Consider the following 19,960-nt stretch of genomic DNA (forward strand, 5'->3'; position numbering starts at 1 on the left):
TGACCAAACCACCTCCGCCTCGCACCGTCCCGCCCGGGGTGCATCCGATTCAACGGGGAAGAACCAACCACCACCGCGGGGAACCGCCGTGCCGGTCCGCGCCACTGTTACTGCCATCGTCACCAATGGCCACTAAACACCGGGCCCGCGAACAGGGCAAGCCAGCAGCGGTCACCCAGCAGTCCGCAAAACGATTCACGATCTTGCGCCCGCCACTCCGCAAGCAGACCGCCCGCAACCACCACCAGCGCGAACCGCAGCCGGCGCCGATTCGCGGCACTCCTGACCGCCACGCCATTCACGGCCGTCCACGGGCCGGTGGCGCCGGCCCCAGGGCATCGCGCAGGGTCTGCCACGGCCGCAGCGGGATGAGCAGCACGCGTGGAATGTGGATCGGCTCGGCCGTGGGTCGTGCCAGCGTCCCCGTGATGCGGAACTCCAGAATTTTGCTCACCGGCCACAGGGCCAGACTGACCACACGCCCCACCAACCAGGCGTCCCGCAGCAACTCCGCCTGCACAACCGCCTCCACCTGTCCGTCCAGGCTCACCCGCCCGCGGTATTGCAACCGCATCGTGGAGGCGCGACACTCAAGGTCGTCGGACACCAGCACGCCGTTGGTCAAAACGAACGTGGCCCGGCCGCTGGTCACCCGGCTTCGACCCAGACCCGGCACCAGCGCATCCAGCGGCTCCGACAACACCCCGAAAAGCGGGATGGACCAGATCCACCCGTCCCGCAGGCTCGCCGCGCCACGGCCGTTCCAAGTGCGCCAGTCACCGGTGTGCGCCCGGTCCACCAGCAGATCCACGTCCAAGGTCCCCTCCAACCGGCTCCCGGCAGGACCCACATCCCGCATCAGCGCCGCCAGGTCCACTCCGTGCCCCTGCAGGCCGAACCGGAAGGCCGTTCCGTCCGGTGGAGAAAGATCAAACAATGCCCAACCCTGCAACTGCCCGCCGCACAGCGCGGCCGTCACATTCGTGAGCGCCACGCTGTCGCCCCGCCAGCGGACCGTGCCCGTGACCTGCTCGGCACGGAACCGCCACCAGCGAAACGGTCCACCCTCCACCTCTGCCACCAAATCCGCCCCCTGCCGCCCGCGCCACGGAACCGTCCCCTGCAACCGGACACGCGGCGGCCGCTCGAACCGATACGGCGCCAGTGTCCGGGCCGTCCGGGGGCCAATCGCCGCCGTGACCGCGGCCGGATCGTCCACACAGAGCACGTTGGTGAAATGGACCTGCTGGCCGGCGAAATCCACGGCCAGTCCGTCGGCCATCAACCTCCCTTCCGCCCGTTCAATGCGCGGCTGCAACACGTCCAGCCATCGGTTGCTGTAGGCCAGCGTCGCCTCCAGCCGCTGCACGGCCAATTCGCGAAACACGAAGTTGGTCCAGTGGACCGTTGCGTGTCCGGCCACGGTGTCGGGTCGTAGAAAGGCCCCTCTTGCCTCGCCCGCAGCCGTCAGCGGTTCGTGCCACTGCAGCAAGGAGAGCCAGGTCAACTGGTTCGTGTGAAGCAGGGGGGCAAACGCGTCCGGCGGCAGCTGAAACTGGAAACGCCACTCGTACCTCCGTTCCCAGGGCCAGACCCGGTAATCGGCCCGCAACCAACCGTCGGGCCGTGCCACCTCGAGGTCCGGCAAATGCCACATCCCATTCGAGTACTGCACATGGGACCGTGCCCGTGCGGCGCGGAATCCCCGGAAGCCACCCGACTCCAGCATCACCTCGCCGGTCAGGCTGAGCCTCTCTTTCAGCGCCCGACTCCACGCTTCGCCCTGCGGCGGCCAGGGCGGCAGTTGCAACTCTCCCGAGATCTCCATTCGTGGCGGGCGGTCCCAAGCCCACTGCCCGAGCCAGCGCCGCGTCCGCTCCGACAGCCACGGTTCGAGCTCCTTCGGGTCCGCAACCGAGTTCGCATGAAAGCGGGCCTGTCCCGAGGCCGCCTCGACAAGCAACTCACCCCGGACCGGTCCGGACGGCAGGGCCGCCTCGAGCCTCCGCACGCGCAACTGCGGCGGAGCCCAGTCCAATTCGCAACAGACTTTTTGCAGACCCACGCCCCGAACGCGGGCGGTCTCCGCGGACACCGTGCCGTCCAGGCTCCAGCCCGCGGCACGACACCAGGGTTCCTGCAAACTCGGCCCCTCGTCCGCTCCGCCACGCCGCACGTGTCCGGACCCCTCCATCCCTTGCACAAACACGCCGTCTGCCTCCGCGGCAGCAAGCCTCAGCCGCCAACCCGCCTGCTGCACGGCGCGCGTCTCCCCGCCCCGGACTTCGAACTCCACCACCCCGTTCGTGCCGGTCATCCAGCGGGTCGTCACGACCGCCACTTCGCACGTGCCGTGGATTTCCCACGTCCCGGAAGGATCGAATTGCAACACCCCGGCGGCCTTCAACTGCTCGCCATCCCCGTGGCTGGTCCAAACACGGTCCGCCTCCCATACCGCCTCTACCCGTGAGCCCGTTCCCTCCGGCACCGGTGTCATCATCAGTCGGAGCCGGAAGCCGTGCACCGTGCCCGCCGGTGTGGCCGCACCGGGCACACGCATCTGCCACCAGAGACGAAGGCGCTCGGGAGCGCGACCGTCCCCCTCGAACACCCCCACCACCTCCGGCGCGGCGGTGAAGGTCGTCCGCGCCAGCCAGGACCGCCAATCCGGCGCCCCGGTTTCCCCCTCCTGCCCCCTGGGGCTCCGCGAACGGCGCAAGCCCTCCCATCCGGGCCACCCTCTCAACGCGGTGGCGTTGGTCAGGACACCGGAGACCCGGCAGTACACTGGCCCCACGCGGGCCCGTAAATCCTCCACCCTCCAGGTGTCGTTCGGAAGAAAACGGATCCGGGTCCGTACCTCCTCCACCTCCCACGGAAACCCCGCCTCTTCACCCGCGCCCCGGTCGAACTGGAACCGTCCCCGCACCACCTCCAGTCCCTCCACTCCCGGACGCCCGCGCCAGAGACCCGCAAGATCGAGGTCCAGCCGCACACGATCGGCAAACAGCCGGGGCGCATTTGTGGCGTCCGACGGGCAAACGGAAACCTGATCCGCCACGATCCCCGACCCCAGCCGCAGGCGCAGCCGCGTAAACTCCAGTTCCAGCCCATGCTGGCGCACTTGGTCCAGCAGCGGCCCCTTCAACGAGTCCGGCAGGCCCACACGGTCCAGGTAAAGCAGCCCTCCCAGCAGAAGAAGCAGCACCACCCAGACAAACCACCGGCAGGCCCAAAACGCCCAACGACAACCCCGCGCCCAACGTCGCCATCTGCTGCCGGCCATGCGCCCTCAGGACCCGGGTTCGGGAGGCAGCTTCAAATACGCCTGCGCCAGCTCCTGCACCACCGGCGAGGTCACGAACAACCACGGTTGCCCTTCCAACCGCACCATCCCCAGCAACGGGAGTTCCTCCCGAAGCCGTGCGAAGGTCACCGTCAACGCCTGGCCATCCCGGCGGCGCAGCGTGACCGACCAACCCACACGCTCAAAACCAAACTCTTTCGCCCGTTCCTCGCCCACGCCCACCCACGCCATGGCGTCCAGCTCACACAAGGCGCGCACGGCCTCCCCCACTGCCAGACTGTTGATGATCCCCTGTGATCCCGGCGCCAGCGTCCACGCATGGGCGTCATGCCGGATCATTTCGCGCCGCCGCGAGCCTTCGTGCACGATGACCCGCTCCACCTCCGACTCCGGCACCCGCCAGATTCTGCGGTCGCGCAACTGATAGAACGCCGTGGGCAATGCGGCCAGATCCGACGCACGCACCGCGTACACGGCGGGTTCGTCCGGCCGCCGCACGAACACCTTGTCGTCCTGCGTCAGTCCGACCTGGATCTCGCCCAAAACCGTGTTGGTGTCGCCCGCACCCTGCGCTGCCCGGCGCAACACGATCTGGCGCTGCGGCGGCGCCAGTCCGAACCGCGCCAAATCCGGCTCGATCACGACGTCCTTCACAAACTCCGCCACCTCGAGCCGCCCCAGCAGATCGAGCAACCCCTCCATCAACGGCTCGTCCGCGGGAAGGTCCCACGGAAGGATCCGCCATCCCACGGGCAGCCGGTGCACGGCAAAGTTCTCGCTGCCCAAAAACTCCACCGCCGCAACCTGCCCCTCCCATCGCAACAGCCGCCGGTCACGAAACTCCGCATAACCCACCTGCCAGGCGCCCACCGGCCTGGATGCCACCGTCACAATCGCAGCTCGTCCCGACTCCCGCGCATACACGCGGTCCGCCTGATTGCTGGGACTTCGACCGAACTCGAACCGTCCCACCAGGTTCGTCCCCCGCCACAACCCCAGGGCCAGGCTCGGCGGCGCCAGCCCGTAGAACTCCGGATCCGCCCCGGGATCGTCCGCCACGAACTCCAACACCTCCAGCCCGGCCAATCCCTGCCAGAGGGTTTGGATCCGCTCCGCATCCGCCCGCGCCCGCAACGGTTCGATCAACCGCCACCGACCGTTCTCCGGCGTCCGTTCCAGCGCGAACCGGCCCAACTGGTTGCTCACGGTGAGGCGGTCGAAGTCCCCCGAAGACACCCGCACCCATCGGCGCTCCCGCCAGTCGGCCGGTTGCGTCGGCAACCGCCGGAGCACCTCGGAACTCACCACCCACAGTTCCCCCTCACCGACCACCTGCACGAAAACCTGGTCGCCCGGCGCCGTCCGATCACCGAATTGGATCTGGACCACCTTCCCCGGTGCCTGCACGCGCAGGGTCACCCGCGGGGTGTCCAGTCCGAACTCTGCCAGTGCATCCGGCCGCTCCAGCAGCTCCGAGGTGGTCAACACCGTGAACACGGGTTCCCGCACCAAGGCCTCCAAAAGTGCTTCCACCCGGCGATCGTCCGCCGGATCACGCAGCGGCGTTTCCAACCACCAGGTGCCGTCCTGGCGCGCCACCCGCAGCGGCAATTCGTGCGGTCGCCGCACCTCCAGGGCCACCACCTCCGCGGGGTCCCACCCCGCCAGCAACGGCCGGGGCCCGCGCGGCGGCTCTTCCCAGCGCCGCTCCACAAACCAGATGAACCCCAGCAAAACCAGCGCCAGGGTCACCCAAAGACCTGTAAACCTTGCCTGCATCCGCGCTTTCCCTTCCGCGGGCACGCCCGCCGGCCCGACCGGCCACCCGTTCCGTGCCGCCTCAGCGCCGCCGGTGCCACCAAATCACCAGCCCCACCAGGAGGAGACCGGCCGGGATTCCGGCCAGCAACGTCCATTCCAGCGCGCGCATCTGACGCGCACTCAGCGTCACACGGAATTCCCGCACCGGTTTCGACCCCACCTGGTGCAGCAGGAACGTCCGGTCCAACAACCAGTTCACCGCATACGCACCGAAATCCGCATTGTTCACCGAGTCGATCAGCTGGTTGCCCAGGAAAAACGAATCACCCACCACCACCATCCGCGTGTTGCTCCGGCCTGTCACCACGCCCGGGACGGCGCCCTTCTCCACCGCCACCGCCAGCGGATACGACCCCATGGCACTGCCGCCGCTCATCAGCCGGCTCCGTTCCCCACTGAACGCCAGCTCGGTGACCGTCACCCCTTCCACGCCCCCAACCGTGCCCGTCAACCGGCCCACCGCACGCGGCCGCCACAGATGAAGCGCCGCGGGCAGGCCACCCTCCACCAGCGGCCGGATCACCGGGTGATCCCCGAACCGCATCACCTTGATGTCCTGCCCGGTGATCGTGTTGTCCCGGTCCACCACCGGCCACAAACCCACCTGCACGCCCCACCGCTCCAGCAGAGGTTCCAACCCTGACCCGCGCGACAACGAGTAGCTGTTCAACAGCACCAGCATCCGGCCGCCCTGACGAAGATAGTCGTCCAGCTTGCGCGCCACCGCCTCCGGAACCGGCTGCAAAGGTCCCGCCACGATCAGCAAATGACAATCCTCCGGCACCGCGTTGGTGCCCTCGAGGGAAAGGGTCGCCGGGACGATGCAGTTCTGCCGCAGCAGACCGGCGAACCGACGGTAGCCCACCGTCTCGTGATCACTGTCGGGGTCGTGCTCCTGATGACCGGCCAGGAAATAGGCACGCAAAGGCTGCGACATCGTCACCGCCAGCAGTGCCGAGGTGAAGATCCGTTCCCCATGGAACGCCACCGCACGCCGCCGGAATTCCGGTTGCCCGTCCCCGCCCACCGGCTCGAGCGTGAACTGGGTGAGCATCCGCCCGTCAATGCTCATCACACGTCCCTGGCAGTCGAACAGGATCAGGTTCTTGTTCGTGGCACCGGCCAGTTGATACTCCGCAAAGACCTGCTGGGCCGCACCCGCCTCCCGCAGGTAATCCACCGTGCGGACGTGCACCCGCGGATTGGCCAGTTGATATTCGCGCAGCAGCCCCACCACCAGCGGGTAGAACGGGTCTTCCCGGTCGTAAAACACCGTCACGCGCACGTCATTGGTCAGACTGTCCAACACCGCCCGCGTCTGGGGAGACAGCCGCGTGTCCACCTCGGCCGTCACGTACCAGCGCAACGGATGGCGCTGGGCCAGATAGTTGACCATCCCCACCAGGGCCAGCACCGAGATCGTGCCCAACCCCACCCGCAGCCAGGCCGCCCAGCGGCGGCCGGCCGAAAAGGAAGGTTGTGTGGCGCGATCCGTCTGCATGATCCCCTACTTCCAGTGACGCGCCTCCACTGCGCGCAGCGTCAGGTACAGAAACGCCAGGCTCGTGCTCCCGTACAACACCACCGGCCGGAGGTCCACCACGCCGCGCGTGAAATCCCGCATGTGCTCGACCAGGGTGAACACACCCAGCACCCGCGCCCACACCGGCCCCTCCGCCCCCGGTTCCGGAGCCGCGAAGCTCAGCAGAAACAGGCTCACCCCCAGCAACCCGGCCACCATCGCCGCCACCGTCTGGGACCGCGTCAACGCGGAGGCAAAACAACCCAGACTCAGAAACAACATCCCCAGCAACGCAATCCCCAGGTAGGTGCTGCCCAACAACGGCCACTCCAACGCCTGCGCCTCCCCGGTCCAGTACCGGATCAGCGCCACGCAACCGGGCAGCGGCAACCACACCACCAGGAAAAACACCAGTGCCGCTGCGAACTTGGCCGCCACCACCGTGCCGTCCCGCACCGGACTGGTCATCAAGGTCTCGTACGTCCCGGAGGCCCGTTCCTGCGCAAACAATCGCATCGTGATCACCGGCCCGCTCAACAGCATGATGATCCAGAAATACGGCGTCTGATAGAAAACCTCCGTCACGTGCACGGGCAGCGGCGTCTGCCGCACCGCAAGCAGGAGATCCACGAAACTCAGCCCGATCAAAAACGCCACCGCGGCCATGATCACCCAGCCGCTCAACGACACCAGGTAGGCCGCCAACTCCCGCCGAAGCAGCACCCAAAAAGCCGTCATCTCACCACTCTCCCTCTTCCTCCTCGCCGCGCTCGTCGTCCTGCTCCTGCCGCGCCGTCACCTGGACGTAAATGTCCTCGAGCGTGTAACGACGACGCGTCAGTTCCCGCAGGGGCCAACTCCGCTCCCGCACCCAGTGGTACACCAGCGGCCGCAGATCCTCCGAACCCGCCGCGCGCAACCAGCAACGCCAGTAACCGCCATCGGCCGGCGTCATCTCCCAGGAGGCCACCTCCGGCCGTCCCGCCCACAACGCCCGCAGCTCGGCCTCCGGCGCGGCCACCTCCACCAGCACCTGGTGATCCGCACTCAAACGCTGCTCCAGCTCCGCCGGCGTCCCCGCCGCCAGCACCTGCCCGTCCCACAGAATCAACATGCGATGACAGATCATCTCCGCCTCGGGCAGGATGTGCGTGGACAACAAGACCGTGTGCCGGCCCGCCAGGCTCTTGATCAGCTCCCGCACCGACCGGATCTGGTGCGGATCCAACCCGATCGTGGGTTCGTCCAAAATGATCAGATCCGGCTCGTGCACCAGGGCATCCGCCAGACCGACCCGCTGACGGTACCCCTTGGAAAGCTGCCCGATCAAACGACGGCGCACCTCCGTCAACCCGCACTGTTCCAACACCCTCTCCACCCGCTCGCGGGCCCGGCGCCCCCTCAACCCCTTCAGCCGGGCACGAAACCGCAGGTACTCCACCACCCGCATCTCCGGATACAACGGGTTGTTCTCCGGCATGTAACCGATGCGCCGCCGCACCTCCAGCGACTCGCGGGCCACGTCGTGCCCCGCCACACGGGCCGTGCCGTAGGTCGCCGGCAGAAACCCTGCCAGAATCCGCATGGTCGTGCTCTTGCCCGCACCGTTCGGCCCCAGCAAACCGACGATCTCCCCCTGCGCCACCGTGAACGACACCCCGCGAATCGCCACGCGGTTCCCGTAGCGCTTCGTCAGATCGCGCACTTCGATCATGCAAGGCTTGTCCATCGGTTCGGCTCCCGCACCTTACCCGGAGCGGCCCCTGTCTGCGATGAAAAACCCCTCACCGCACCTCCACCTCCACCGTCACCTGCCGGTACTCCACGAACGCCTGCCCCAGCCGCCGCGGAACCACCAGCGTCAAATACACCCGGTCGCCCGGCGATTTCTCCATCAACACCTCCACGACCTGGAACAGGCTGCCCACCGAACGACCATCCACGCCCACCAGCAGACTCCGCGCAGGCACCCCCGCCCGGTCGGCCGGTCCCCGAGGTTCCACCGATTCCACAAACATCCCCTCCCCGGGCTCCACTTGAAACCCCGCGGCCACCTGGGGCGTCAGTTGCAGCAACCGCAGGCCCAGTCGCCGCTGCACCAGCTCCTCGAACGAGACCAACCGGACCTCCAACGTCCGACGCGTGCGGCCCTCCCGCACCCCCAGGCGCACCGGTTGCTCCGCCGCACCGGTGATCTGCCGGTTGAAATCCACCAGCCCCCGCACGGCACGGCCGTTGACCGTCTCGATCTCCATCCCCTCCCGCAGGCCGGCACGCGCTGCCGGGCTTTTCGGCTGCACACTCACCACCACCAGCGGCCCGTGCAGGCCTTTGACCCGCGCACCAAACCACAACGCACGGGTCACCTCCGGAGAAAAAAACTCGCTCAGCGCTTCGTTGACCTGCTTCACCGGGATGGCAAAGCCCACGCCCATGCCCTGACTCTCCCGGTAGACGGCCACGTTGATCCCGATCAGTTCGCCCCGCAGATTGATCAACGGCCCACCGCTGTTGCCGGGGTTGATCCCCGCGTCCGTCTGCAACCAGTCCTGCGTGCCCAGCGGTTCACCCTCCACCGGCGGCCGCCGCGCCTTGGAACTCAGAATGCCCCGACTGGCCGAGGTCCCCAGCCCGTACGGATTGCCCAACGCAATGACCGTCTCCCCCAGGATCAGATCGTCGTCCGCAGCAAAGGCAATCGCCGGAAACCGTTCGCCCGGCTGCGCCCGAACCTTCAACAACGCCACGTCCTTGTGCGGCGTGTAGACCAGCGGTTCGGCCTCCAGGATCCGTCCGTCCTGCAACTTCACATACACGCGCGAGGCCCGGCGCAGGACATGAAAATTCGTCAGGATGTAGCCCTCCTCGTCTATGAGCACCCCGGACCCTATGCTGCTCGGTTCCTCCCGCCGTTCCACCGGCGCCCGCCGACCGTAGAACTGATAAAACAGGTCCTGGTACGGATCCCGATACTCCACGATCCGGGTTGTGGCGATGTTCACCACCGTGGGCAGCGCCCGTTCGATGGCACGAACCGTGGCGTCCCGGCGGATGTCGTCCGGCTCGGACACGGCCGCAGACACCCGCAGCATCAGCATCCCACACAACACCATCCGGACGGCCGCCCGCCGCAGACGCATCCCGTCCCATCCGGCACTCTGCCCCGCAGGCCGCCGCCCGGGCACATCATCCCCCGCCGCTCGCCCTTTTACACGCATCGTTCTCACGTCTCTAAAAACCCTGCGGCAAATTCAAGGTTGCGGCACGGGCCGGTCGCCCGCCGCGGCTTCGCAGCCGGCACCCGCCCCTTCCGCCCACGTCCCATGAACCGGCAGGATCCCTCCGGAGCCCGCCGGGGGGCACGCCTGCATCCAGCTCCCCCTTTGACGGCCCCCGACACGGGCGTGTTCACAAAGGACCGTCAGCGGAGCCGGTCCATCCATCGCGCACCCGGACGGGAACCGTCCGTTCCCCGAGTCCCCCCAAGAAATTCCCGTGCAGGGCTCGAACGGACCGGACGCCCCCCGTTCGCGTGCCCACCGCGGCCTTGACAGACCGACCCTCCCCACCTCACAAGCTGGTCTGTGCCGAAACACCCCCACTGGTACTTTCAGATTCGCGAACATGCGGGCCGGCGCGAGGGCCTTCGCGAAGACCATGGCCTGCCGTCCGAACGGTTGCTTCAAGCCGTCTGGCTGCATCAGCGCCTCTTGCGCGACCGGCTCCAAACCAGCGACGGACGCTCCATCGAGGTCGTTCACCCGGGTTTCCCCCGGCCCGAAGGCGGGCCCGACTTTGAAAAGGCCCTGATTCGGATCGAAGGCGGCCCCGTCCGACAGGGCGATGTGGAAGTGGATGTCCACGCCAGCGGTTGGCACAGCCACGGCCATGATCGTAATCCCCGGTTCACCGGAGTGATCCTGCACGTGGTGTGGGACCTGCCGGACCCGTCGCAACCCGGCAAGAGCCCGGGAAACCGGGAAGCCCCGCTCACGCTGGCCGTGCACGACTGCCTGGATGCGCCCTTGGAAGAACTCATGCTCTGGCTGGACCGTGGCGAGCATGTGGTCTGGCCCGAACATCTGCGAGGGGCCTGCTGCAGCCCGCTGAGCCGGCTCTCACCGGGCGAGCTGGAGTCGGTCCTGGAAGAGGCCGGCCTGGCACGATTGGAAGCCAAGGTCCTCCACTTCCAGGCCCGCGCGCGAGTGGTGGGATGGGAACAGGCACTCTGGGAAGGCCTGTTCCGCGGCCTGGGCTACAAACACAACACCTGGCCGATGCTGTGGCTGGCCGAGCGGCGCGACCGATGGTGGGAACCGCAGGCGCGATGTGAAACGCTCCAAGCCCGGCTGCTCGGCCTGGCCGGGTTGTTGCCCGAGGAAACCCGATCCCTACCACCGGAAACAGCCCGGTTCCTGCGCAGGCTCTGGGACATCTGGTGGCGCGACCGCGCGGCGTTGGAAGACTGCGCGCTGCCACGGACGGCCTGGCACTTGCACGGCGTGCGCCCCGCCAATCACCCCGAGCGCCGGCTCGCCCTCGCGGCCTGTTGGTCGGCGGACCCTGCCTGGATCCGGCGCCTGGAGCAATGGATCACCCGCGACCTGCCGCCACGGGCGCTGGTGCCCGGTCTCCTCCAACTCATGCAACCGAAACAGCCGGGATTCTGGTCCCGGTGCTGGACCCTTCGCTCCACCGGACGCGCCCCGGCCGAGGGTTGGATCGGTGCCGCCCGGGCCACTGAGCTGGCCGTCAACGTGGTTCTCCCTTGGTTGGGCGCCCGGGCGCGAGCCGCCGGGCATGAACCGTTGTGGAACCGGGTTCTGGAACGCTATCTGGCCTGGCCGCCTGCAGCCGACAACGCCGCCTTCCGTCTGGCCCGCCAACGGCTCCTGGCCGGTCGGGCCCTACGGGGCACATGTGCCCGCGCCGCCGTTCAGCAGGGACTCATCCAGATCCTGCGGGATTTCTGCGACCACGCCAACGCCCGGTGCGACGGCTGCCCCTTTCCCGCAGCGCTGGAAAGCCGCACCGGCACGCCCGCCCGGTCAACCTGACGGCCGCCCAAATCAGGCCCGGTCCAGATCGAGTTGATTGAACGGGTTGTTGCCAAAGCCCTGCCCGGCCTGGGAAGAAGGCTCCGCCGAACCCGGGGAAGAGTCCGATCTTTTCCCGTCCTCGGGCTCGGCCGGCGCGCCGCCCTTGCCGCCCGAGTCGGCCTGTCCTACTTCCGCCCGGGTCCCGGCGGCAGCCTCCGCCTCCGCTTCTCGCGGGTGCTTGGCCCGCTTGTGACGCGGCCAGGGACTGACCATCACCACGATGTTTCTCCCGTTCAACTTCGGCTCGAAGTCCGGATGCCCCCACGGGGCAATCTTCTCCAGGAACTTCTGCACCACCTGGAATCCGAACTCCGTGTGAGCCATCTCCCGACCCCGGAAGCGCAATGCCACTTTGACCTTCATCTCGTCGCAGAGGAAGTCAATGGCGTGCATCGCCTTCACGCCCAGGTCGTGCGGGTCAATCTTGGCGCTGAGCTGAATCTCCTTGACCTTGTTGGCGTGGTGGTGCTTCCGGGCCTCCTTTTCCCGCTTGGCCTGTTCGTAACGGTACTTGCCGTAATCAATCAACCGGCAGACCGGCGGATCGGCGTTCGGCGCCACCTCCACCAGATCCACCCCGTGCTGGCGCGCCAATGTCAGAGCATCGCCCAGCGGGAGAATGCCGATCTGTTTGCCATCAATACCAATCACGCGGACTTCCCGGGCACGGATCTTCCCGTTCACCCGGACGAAGTTGCCGCGACCCGACGAATGGTTGGAAGAAAAAGGGCGGCTCAAGACACCCTCTTCAGTTGTTGGTCCTTCGTTTCGATGTTTGGTTCCTTCTTTTTTGTGCCGATTCTTCGGCCGTTCATTCTATGGCCTAAGTAACCGCCACCCGGGAGCAGTGCAACAAATTTTTGCCGCCTTGTCTCTACACCACGCGAAAGATCCCGCCGCCCGGGGCGATGTCGTCCGCGGCAGGTCACTCCATCCGCCGGATGCCCACGCCCGGAAATCGGCCACACGACCGGCCACCCGTTGTGTCCCGATCGCATGCCCCTTGCGTTTCGAACGACATGTGCCCGGATTCACACTTGTGACCCGCCCCGCGGATCGGTTCAATCGCCACGCCATGCCGGTCACATCGGCCACGGAAATCCCACCGCCGCGGGCAGGGCTGCGCACGGCCCTCTGGCACGACCGTCTGGATCGCGCCTCGGGCGCCATCCTGATCGCAGCCGTCCTCTTTGCCCCTTGGGCGTTCGGCGGAACCCCGGCGTGGGCCATCACCGCGCTCAACGCTGCCGGCTACGCCGCGGGCGCACTCCTGCTGGTGAAGCTCGGCCTCCGATGGTTCCTCGGCTACCAGCCGCCGCGGTGGGAATCGCGTCATCCCTCGCCGGCGATTGCCGGGCACCTGGCCCGTGTTTGGGCCCCCACGCTGGGCGTGTTGACCCTGCTGATCCTCACCTACTGCGCCCTCTCTGCCCTCAACGCCCGCGCCGATTACGATCCCGAGCTGGGAACCTTCCAGTACCGCCGGGCGTTTGTCCGCTGGCTCCCGCACAGTTACGACGCCAGTCGTTCCTGGCAAACCTTCGCCCGGGTCCTGGCCCTGGCCTGCTGGTTCTGGGCCGCCCGGGACTGGTTGCTCGGCAAAACCATGGCCGATCGCCGCGAACTCCATCGGTGGGACCCAGACGGAAACGCCGGACTTTTGGTGCCCCGGCGGTTGCAGCTCCTGCTGGGGGTCCTCAGCCTCAACGGGGCAATCCTGGCTGCGGAAGCACTGCTCCAACGGGCCAGCGGAACCGAAAAACTGCTCTGGCTGGTCCGGCCCCGCCTCAACGCCGTGCCGGAAGCCCAACTGGGCCCGTTCAACTACCGGTCCAACGGCGCGCAGTACTTGAACCTCGTCTGGCCGGTGACCCTGGGCCTGTGGTGGCGACTCCATCACCTGCGCCGATTCCAACGGCGCACCGACAGCAACTCGGGCCGCGTCCGTTACAGTCGCGCCTATCATGGCCTGCTGCCCGCAGCCGGCTTGATGGCCGCCACCAGCGTCTTTTCACTCAGCCGGGGCGGGGCGGCGGTGGCCGTCGGGGCGATGATCGCTGTCCTGGTGATCTTTTGGGTCGGCTGGCGCAGCCGCAGGGCGCGCGTCCGGTTGGCCATGCTGGGATTCGGCGGGCTCAGCGTGGGGCTCGGACTGTGGCTCGGCGGGCAGGCGTTGTTCCAGCGGTTCGAGACCCTCGACGAGGGCTGGGTCCAGCGCGAGACCATGTACGACACCGCGCGTCGGATGGCCCGCGATTTTCCCTGGTTCGGCACCGGCCCCGGCACGCTCGGCCCGGTCTTTCAACTTTATCGCAAATCCACCGAGGAATACTGGCCCGCCCAGCTCCACAACGACTGGCTGGAGTACCGGGTGACCTGGGGCCGGGTGGGCATGGGCCTGCTCCTTCTGGCCTTTGGATGGGTGTGGGTGCGGTATCTCCTGCCCGGCGGAGTGATCACCAGTTGGCGCCTACCGCTGCTCTACGCTGTGGCGTTGGGCGGCTGCCTCCTGCACGCCCGATGGGATTTTCCGCTCCAGATCTATTCCATCCAGCAACTGGTCCTGCTGCATTGCGCCGCCTTGAGCCTTTTTTCCCATCCGCGGTGGGGTGCCACCTGACCGGGCCGGTGCCACCCGCCCGAAGGGACCCGCTCGTTCCGACGCGTTCTCACCCCGTCCTGCCCGCGGCCTCCACGCCGCCTGTCCGCAAGTTCCCAACCCCTCACCGGTTGATCTTGCTTGATCGGGCTCGACTGCGAAGGGTTCACCTCACTCTTTGATGCCCCGGAGGTGCAATCTGGCACGATTCTGGCTCTCCGGTGAATCAGCGGTGGAAAGGCTTATGACAGCAGGTCCGTTGCCTTTGAACTGGTTTGACCTGGCCGTGGTCACTGTCCTGCTTTTGGGCATCTGGCGCGGTCAGAAAAACGGCATGTCTGGGGAAGCACTGCCCCTGTGCAAATGGTTGGTCATCGTTTTGGTGGCCGGGCGCGCCTACGAACCGGTGGGGCACTGGCTGTCGGCCAACAGTCCATTCGGTCTGCTGACCTGCTATGTTCTGGGTTACATCCTCACGGCCCTGGGGGTGATGGCCCTGTTCTCGCTGGGCAAAAGGCTGCTCGGCGGCAAACTGGCCAGCAGCGATCTGTTCGGGCGGGGCGAGTACTACCTCGGCATGGGGGCGGGCATGTTGCGATTCGCCTGCGTGCTCATCGCTGTTCTGGCCCTGTTGAATGCCCGCATGTACACGCAGGCCGAGGTGCGGGCCATGCGCCGGTATCAGCAGGAGGTTTACGGCAGCAACTTCTTCCCCACGCTGCCCATGATCCAGCAGGAAGTGTTCGAAGCCTCGTTCCTGGGCCCGAAGATCCGCAGCTACTGCAGCACCCTGCTGATCCGACCCACGCCGCCCGGTGGGAAAGACCTCCGGCAGGCCCGCCGTCAATTGCCCGAGTTCTGAACGCAGGCGCACAAAGCCGGAGCATCGGCCGCAGAAGAAGCTCCACCTGCGCCCTTCGGGCCCAAGCCGACCACGCCCCTGCGCGGCCCCGCGGTCGGCCGGTTCTGTCCGGCTTGACGGTCCGCCCCGGTGCCGGACTCCCGCCCCCGCGGGCGTTGAAGGGCAGTGCGGATCCGCACCCGCCGGCTGGGTGCAAGCCCGTTGCCCCCTCACGCGGCGCGAGCCAGCCGGGCCGACCTCTTTTTCCCGGCGGGCTGCCCCGGCTGATGGTTCAGCAGCGCCTTTTTCAAGGCCGCCAGCACGCGCCTCCGCACCGACAAAGGGGTGCCGGGAATCCGCGCCCCGGCGGCAGCCGGATGCCCCCCGCCGCCGAACTGGGCGGCCACGGCCCCCACGTCCACCCGATCCGACTTCGACCGCAAACTGACCCGCACCACGCCGGGTTCATATTCCTCGAAGAGGCAGGCCACCACCACCGGTTCAATCGCCCGAAGATGATCAATGATCCCCTCCGTGTCGGCCGGGTCGGCTCCCGACCGGGCAATGTCGGCCCGGGAAATCCAACAGTAGGCGATCTGATCGTCGGCGGTCAGTCGGAACCGACTGTAGACGCGCTTGAGCAGTCGGACACGGGTCAGTGGGAAGCTCTGATACACCTCGTGGCAGATGCGGGCCAGGTTGGCCCCGCTGGCCACCAGTTCGCCCGCCACGTGATACGTGGATGGCAGGGTGGTGGGGTACTGGAACGACCCCGTGTCGGTGGAGATGGCCGTGAACAGGCAGTCTGCAATGGCGGGGGTGATCGGCCAGCGCGCCGCCCGGAGGAGGCGATGGATCAGCTCGCCGGTGGATGGCTGGCGGGGCACCACCCAGTTGATGTCGCCGTAACGCGTGTTGCTGATGTGGTGATCGATGTTGATCAGGCAGCGTCGTTCGGCAATCCCGGCCAGGACACCGGCGCCCAACCGTTCCAGACTGGCCGCGTCCGTGGCCACCACACAGTCGAACACCTCGCCCGGGCGCGGTTTCTGGATGCGACCGTCAGGGTCCAGGAACCGGTACTTTTCCGGAACGGCATCCTCGTTCCAACAGGTGACGTGCTTGCCCTGGGCCTCCAGCGCAAGGGCCAGCGCCAGTTGGGAACCGATGCAGTCTCCGTCGGGCCGCAAATGACCGACCACACAAACGCGCCGCGCGTCCCGGAGGACCTCCAGGATGCGCGCCACCACACGAGGTATTGCCTTCACGGGTTGGATTCGGACGGCGGGGCTTCCTGGCCCCGCTCCAGTTCCTCCAAAATCTGGATGACGCGGTTGCCGCGGGCGATGGAATCGTCCACCACGAACCGCAGCACCGGGATGTACTTCAACACGACCGAGCGAGCCACCAAATCCTGGATGCGCCACCGCTGCTCCTGCAGCCGGCGCACGCTCTTTTTCTGCTGCTCGGCCGTGCCCAGGATGCTCACGTAGACGGTGGCATGGCGCAGATCGCCCGACACCTCCACGTCATTGACCGAGACCAGGCCCAGTTCCTCCACCGGAAACTCCCGGCGAATCACCGAGCCGATCTCACGCTTGAGCAGCTCGCGAATCCGTTCGATGCGATACGAGGACATGTCGAACGCCTTGTCTCGGTGGCCGCCGCCCGACCCGTCAGGGCGGGCACCCGACGATCGCGGTGCCCGACCTCACAGCGTCTGGGCCACCTTCTCCACAGTATAGCACTCGATGACGTCCCCCGGCTGAAAGTCGCCGAACCCGTCCAACCGAATGCCGCATTCCAGCCCGGCCCGGACCTCGGACACCTCGTCCTGGAACCGGCGGATGGACTGGACGTTGCCCTCGTACACGATGTCCTTGCGCCTGCGGACGCGGACGCGCCCCCTGGTCACACGCCCCTGCAACACCATGCAGCCGGCCACCGGCGGTCCCTTGGAAAGCGGGAACACCTGTTTGACCTCGGCCGTTCCCAACACCACCTCGCGCGTCACCGGCTCCAACAAACCGGCCATGGCCTCGCGCACCTGATCGATCAGCTCGTAAATGATCGAATACAGCTTGATCTGAACGCCCTCGCGCTTGGCCACCTCCTGCGCCCCGGTGTCCACCCGGGTGTGAAATCCGATCACCACCGCGTTCGAAGCCGAGGCCAGCAAAATGTCCGACTCGGTGATCGTCCCCACCGCACTGTGAATGATCTCCAGCTTGACCTTCTCCGAGTCGATCTTCTTGAGGGCGTCCACAATGGCCTCCACCGATCCCTGGGTATCGGCCTTGACCACCAGCTTGAGCACCTTGGCCTGCTGGGCGTCCAGCACCTGGAACAGGTTCTCCAAGGTCACCTTGGCCCGGCTTTCAGCGGCCTGCGCACGCAGGGCCTCCTGGCGTTGTTCGGCCAGCTCGCGTGCCTTCCGCTCGTCCTCCACCACGGTGAACTCCAGCCCCGGTTCCGGCACCCCGTTCAAGCCGAGGACCTTGACAGCCATCGAGGGACCGGCCTCCTTCAGACGTTTGCCCTCCTCGTTGATCAGGGCACGCACCTTGCCGTGGTAGGGCCCGCACAACAGGGCATCTCCCACACGCAGCGTCCCCTTCCGCACCAGGGCCGTGGCCGTGGGACCGCCCGGGGTGATCCCGGACTCGATGATGTTCCCCACCGCCGGCCGGTTCGGATTGGCCTTCAGTTCCAGCAGATCCGCCTGCAACAGGATCATCTCCAGCAGCTTGTCCACGCCCTTCTTTGTCAGGGCCGACACCTCCACGAAGATGGTGTCCCCGCCCCAGTCGTCGGGGACCAACCCGTGCTCCTGCAATTGCTGCCGGACCTTCATCGGGTTGGCCTGGGGATGATCCATCTTGTTGATGGCCACGATGATCGGCACCCCGGCCGCACGCGCATGGTTCAACGCCTCGATGGTCTGGGGCATCACACCGTCGTCGGCCGCCACCACCAACACCACGATGTCCGTCACGTTCGCCCCGCGGGCACGCATGGCACTGAAGGCGGCGTGGCCCGGCGTGTCCAAAAAGGTGATCTGCGCCAGCTCGCCCTTCCGCTCCGGATGTGGAAACGAAATGGTGTAGGCACCAATGTGCTGCGTGATCCCACCGACCTCCTTGGCCGCCACGTTGGACTTCCGAATGGCATCCAGCAACGTGGTCTTGCCATGGTCCACGTGCCCCATCACCGTGACCACCGGCGGCCGTGGCCGAAGGTCCTCCGGCCGATCGGTCGGATCCAGCTCCACCTTCTTACGGGGCTGGGGAGCGGCCGCCGGGGCATGACGCTCCCGCTTCTCCACCTCGAAGCGGTACCCGTATTTGGCGCAGATGGCCCGGGCACAGTCGGCGTCCATCGTCTGATTGACGTTGGCAAACACGCCCAGGTCCATCAGGTCCGCTATGATCTTGAAGGCCTTCTGATTCAGCTTTTCAGCCAAGGCCCGAACGGTGATCGGCGGCTTCAAGCTGATCAACGGAGCGTTCGGAGGCACCTCCACCTTGGCCAGCCGCCCGACCGCAGGCTGGGCAGGCTTGGGAACGGCCTTTTCCTTGTCGTCCCGGGCAGCCGGGGCGACCACTCGAATGGCGGCCGCGGCCGCGACCGACGCCGACGGCGCAGGAGCCGACCTCCCGGCCGGGGCCTTCGCCGGCTGCGGCTTGGGAGGCGCAGCTGGAGCCGGCTTGGGCGGCGGCGCCTTGGGCCCGCTCTTGGCCTGGGGCCGCGGTGGCAACGGGATGAAACCGATCTTGTCCCCCACCTTGGGTTTCGGCGGCGGAGGAGGCGGTGCAGGAGGTGGAGGAGGCACAGGCGCAGCCGGCGCCGCACTCGCGGCATCGGTACCCGCGCTTTCCTGAGCGGCCCTTTCGCCAGTGCCAGCGCTGGCCGCAGTGGGCAACTCCCGGCCCGGCTCACCCGTGCGCGCCGGGCCCACTTCCTTGGCCGCGGTCGGCACCGTGGAGGCCGCAGACCCTTCCGGTTGGGCAGCCGGTTGCGGAACGGCCCCGGCCGGCGCCGGAGTTTCGGCTGTGGGGACAGGCGGTACACCGGCGCTCTCGGCCGCCGCCGGAGCAACCTCACCAATGGACGGGATTTCCTCCTTCTTCTCGGGCGCTTGCGCAACTGCAGGAGGACCAGCCGCAGGGACGGGCTCGGCAGTCGTCACGGGTGCGGGAGCCGGTTCGGCCGCCGCCGGCGCAGCCGGCGGGGGAGGCTCAGCAGCAGGCTGAGGCGGGAGAGACACAGGTTGAGCCTCGGCGGGAGCCGGCTCGGACACGGCGGGTGCAGAGGAGGCCCCGGCCGCGGCGGGAGCGGCGGTTCCGCCAGGGCCCGGTTCCGCGGCAATCTCGACGGTTGCGGGGAGGGCGGACTCCTCCGTTTTGGCTTCCTGGGCCGGCGGCTCTTCCACGGCCGCCGCCGCGGCGGCGGCGGCAGCGGCACGGGCCGCAGCCTCCGCCTCGGCCAATTGCCGGGCGGCGATGCGATCGGCAAAGATCTTCCGGAGCTCCGACTCGAAGTACTCCGCGGTAATCTTGTCAAGCGTGCTGCTGGCGGCGCGCACCCCGGTCAGGCCCAATTCCTTGGCCTTGGCCAGGACTTCCTTGTTGTCCAGACCGAGCCGCCGCGAAATCTCGTAAATGCGAACCGGCATAAAATCTCAAATCGTCCAAACTCCCGGCCTGCGCGGCCTCGAGTGGAGCAGGCTAACAAAGCGCGGCAAGGCGGCCAATCCCAAAGCCGGTTGACT

The 19,960-nt window shown here is 67.3% G+C and carries 13 protein-coding genes; 3 read left to right on the forward strand and 10 right to left on the reverse strand.

The genetic code is table 11. The annotated features are described in order from the left end of the window. Positions 1-298 precede the first annotated feature (298 nt). The 6 genes from ACPDIX_RS05135 to ACPDIX_RS05160 form a co-directional block, all read right to left on the reverse strand. On the reverse strand, positions 299-3,286 hold the full coding sequence (locus ACPDIX_RS05135) for an AsmA-like C-terminal region-containing protein (RefSeq protein ID WP_423430705.1): 2,988 nt from the start codon (positions 3,284-3,286) through the stop codon (positions 299-301). A 6-nt stretch (positions 3,287-3,292) separates the two neighbouring features. Next, a complete protein-coding gene (locus tag ACPDIX_RS05140; RefSeq protein ID WP_423430706.1) occupies positions 3,293-5,086 on the reverse strand; it encodes a DUF4340 domain-containing protein in 1,794 nt (597 codons plus the stop codon). 61 nt (positions 5,087-5,147) lie between these two features. Further along, positions 5,148-6,629: a GldG family protein gene (locus tag ACPDIX_RS05145; protein WP_423430707.1), complete on the reverse strand. Its 1,482-nt coding sequence runs from the start codon at positions 6,627-6,629 to the stop codon at positions 5,148-5,150. A 6-nt stretch (positions 6,630-6,635) separates the two neighbouring features. Next, the gene (locus ACPDIX_RS05150; protein ID WP_423430708.1) at positions 6,636-7,388 is read right to left on the reverse strand and encodes an ABC transporter permease; all 753 of its coding nucleotides are present in this window, start codon (positions 7,386-7,388) and stop codon (positions 6,636-6,638) included. Between the two features lies 1 nt (position 7,389). Continuing rightward, a complete protein-coding gene (locus ACPDIX_RS05155) occupies positions 7,390-8,379 on the reverse strand; it encodes an ABC transporter ATP-binding protein (RefSeq protein WP_423430709.1) in 990 nt (329 codons plus the stop codon). Between the two features lie 55 nt (positions 8,380-8,434). Continuing rightward, positions 8,435-9,868 carry a trypsin-like peptidase domain-containing protein gene (locus ACPDIX_RS05160; protein ID WP_423430710.1) on the reverse strand — a complete coding sequence of 478 codons (1,434 nt, stop codon included), beginning with the start codon at positions 9,866-9,868 and terminating at the stop codon, positions 8,435-8,437. A 366-nt stretch (positions 9,869-10,234) separates the two neighbouring features. On the opposite strand from ACPDIX_RS05160, the gene ACPDIX_RS05165 reads away from it, so the two are divergent. Then, positions 10,235-11,707 (forward strand): DUF2851 family protein, encoded by a 1,473-nt coding sequence (locus ACPDIX_RS05165; RefSeq protein WP_423430711.1) that lies wholly within the window; start codon positions 10,235-10,237, stop codon positions 11,705-11,707. Positions 11,708-11,719: 12 nt separating this feature from the next. On the opposite strand, the gene infC is transcribed toward ACPDIX_RS05165, so the two are convergent. After that, positions 11,720-12,487, reverse strand: coding sequence for a translation initiation factor IF-3 (gene infC / locus ACPDIX_RS05170; RefSeq protein WP_423430712.1), 768 nt, complete (start codon positions 12,485-12,487; stop codon positions 11,720-11,722). 337 nt (positions 12,488-12,824) lie between these two features. On the opposite strand from infC, the gene ACPDIX_RS05175 reads away from it, so the two are divergent. Beyond that, entirely contained in the window at positions 12,825-14,369 is a 1,545-nt protein-coding gene (locus ACPDIX_RS05175) for an O-antigen ligase family protein (protein WP_423430713.1), read from the forward strand. Positions 14,370-14,592: 223 nt separating this feature from the next. Next, complete coding sequence (locus ACPDIX_RS05180; RefSeq protein WP_423430714.1) at positions 14,593-15,210, forward strand: CvpA family protein; 618 nt, start codon at positions 14,593-14,595, stop codon at positions 15,208-15,210. A gap of 209 nt (positions 15,211-15,419) precedes the next feature. Here ACPDIX_RS05180 and ACPDIX_RS05185 read toward each other — a convergent pair whose 3' ends face one another. The 3 genes from ACPDIX_RS05185 to infB all read right to left on the reverse strand — a co-directional run bounded on the left by ACPDIX_RS05185 (position 15,420) and on the right by infB (position 19,864). Then, on the reverse strand, positions 15,420-16,457 hold the full coding sequence (locus ACPDIX_RS05185; protein ID WP_423430715.1) for a DHH family phosphoesterase: 1,038 nt from the start codon (positions 16,455-16,457) through the stop codon (positions 15,420-15,422). Then, positions 16,454-16,828, reverse strand: coding sequence for a 30S ribosome-binding factor RbfA (rbfA, locus tag ACPDIX_RS05190; protein WP_423430716.1), 375 nt, complete (start codon positions 16,826-16,828; stop codon positions 16,454-16,456). Before rbfA ends, ACPDIX_RS05185 begins: the two co-directional genes overlap by 4 nt. A gap of 72 nt (positions 16,829-16,900) precedes the next feature. Then, positions 16,901-19,864, reverse strand: a complete 2,964-nt coding sequence (infB, locus tag ACPDIX_RS05195; protein ID WP_423430717.1) for a translation initiation factor IF-2 — start codon at positions 19,862-19,864, stop codon at positions 16,901-16,903. Positions 19,865-19,960: the final 96 nt, after the last annotated feature.

This window comes from Limisphaera sp. 4302-co (assembly GCF_049537155.1).
GTDB lineage: Bacteria > Verrucomicrobiota > Verrucomicrobiia > Limisphaerales > Limisphaeraceae > Limisphaera.

Bases quoted from the DNA above. Each gene is read 5' to 3' on its own strand.
- ACPDIX_RS05135 (WP_423430705.1), bottom strand. From the start codon at position 3,286: ATGGCCGGCAGCAGATGGCGACGTTGGGCGCGGGGTTGTCGTTGGGCG.
- ACPDIX_RS05140 (WP_423430706.1), bottom strand. From the start codon at position 5,086: ATGCAGGCAAGGTTTACAGGTCTTTGGGTGACCCTGGCGCTGGTTTTG.
- ACPDIX_RS05145 (WP_423430707.1), bottom strand. From the start codon at position 6,629: ATGCAGACGGATCGCGCCACACAACCTTCCTTTTCGGCCGGCCGCCGC.
- ACPDIX_RS05150 (WP_423430708.1), bottom strand. From the start codon at position 7,388: ATGACGGCTTTTTGGGTGCTGCTTCGGCGGGAGTTGGCGGCCTACCTG.
- ACPDIX_RS05155 (WP_423430709.1), bottom strand. From the start codon at position 8,379: ATGGACAAGCCTTGCATGATCGAAGTGCGCGATCTGACGAAGCGCTAC.
- ACPDIX_RS05160 (WP_423430710.1), bottom strand. From the start codon at position 9,868: ATGCGTGTAAAAGGGCGAGCGGCGGGGGATGATGTGCCCGGGCGGCGG.
- ACPDIX_RS05175 (WP_423430713.1), top strand. From the start codon at position 12,825: ATGCCGGTCACATCGGCCACGGAAATCCCACCGCCGCGGGCAGGGCTG.
- ACPDIX_RS05180 (WP_423430714.1), top strand. From the start codon at position 14,593: ATGACAGCAGGTCCGTTGCCTTTGAACTGGTTTGACCTGGCCGTGGTC.
- rbfA (WP_423430716.1), bottom strand. From the start codon at position 16,828: ATGTCCTCGTATCGCATCGAACGGATTCGCGAGCTGCTCAAGCGTGAG.
- infB (WP_423430717.1), bottom strand. From the start codon at position 19,864: ATGCCGGTTCGCATTTACGAGATTTCGCGGCGGCTCGGTCTGGACAAC.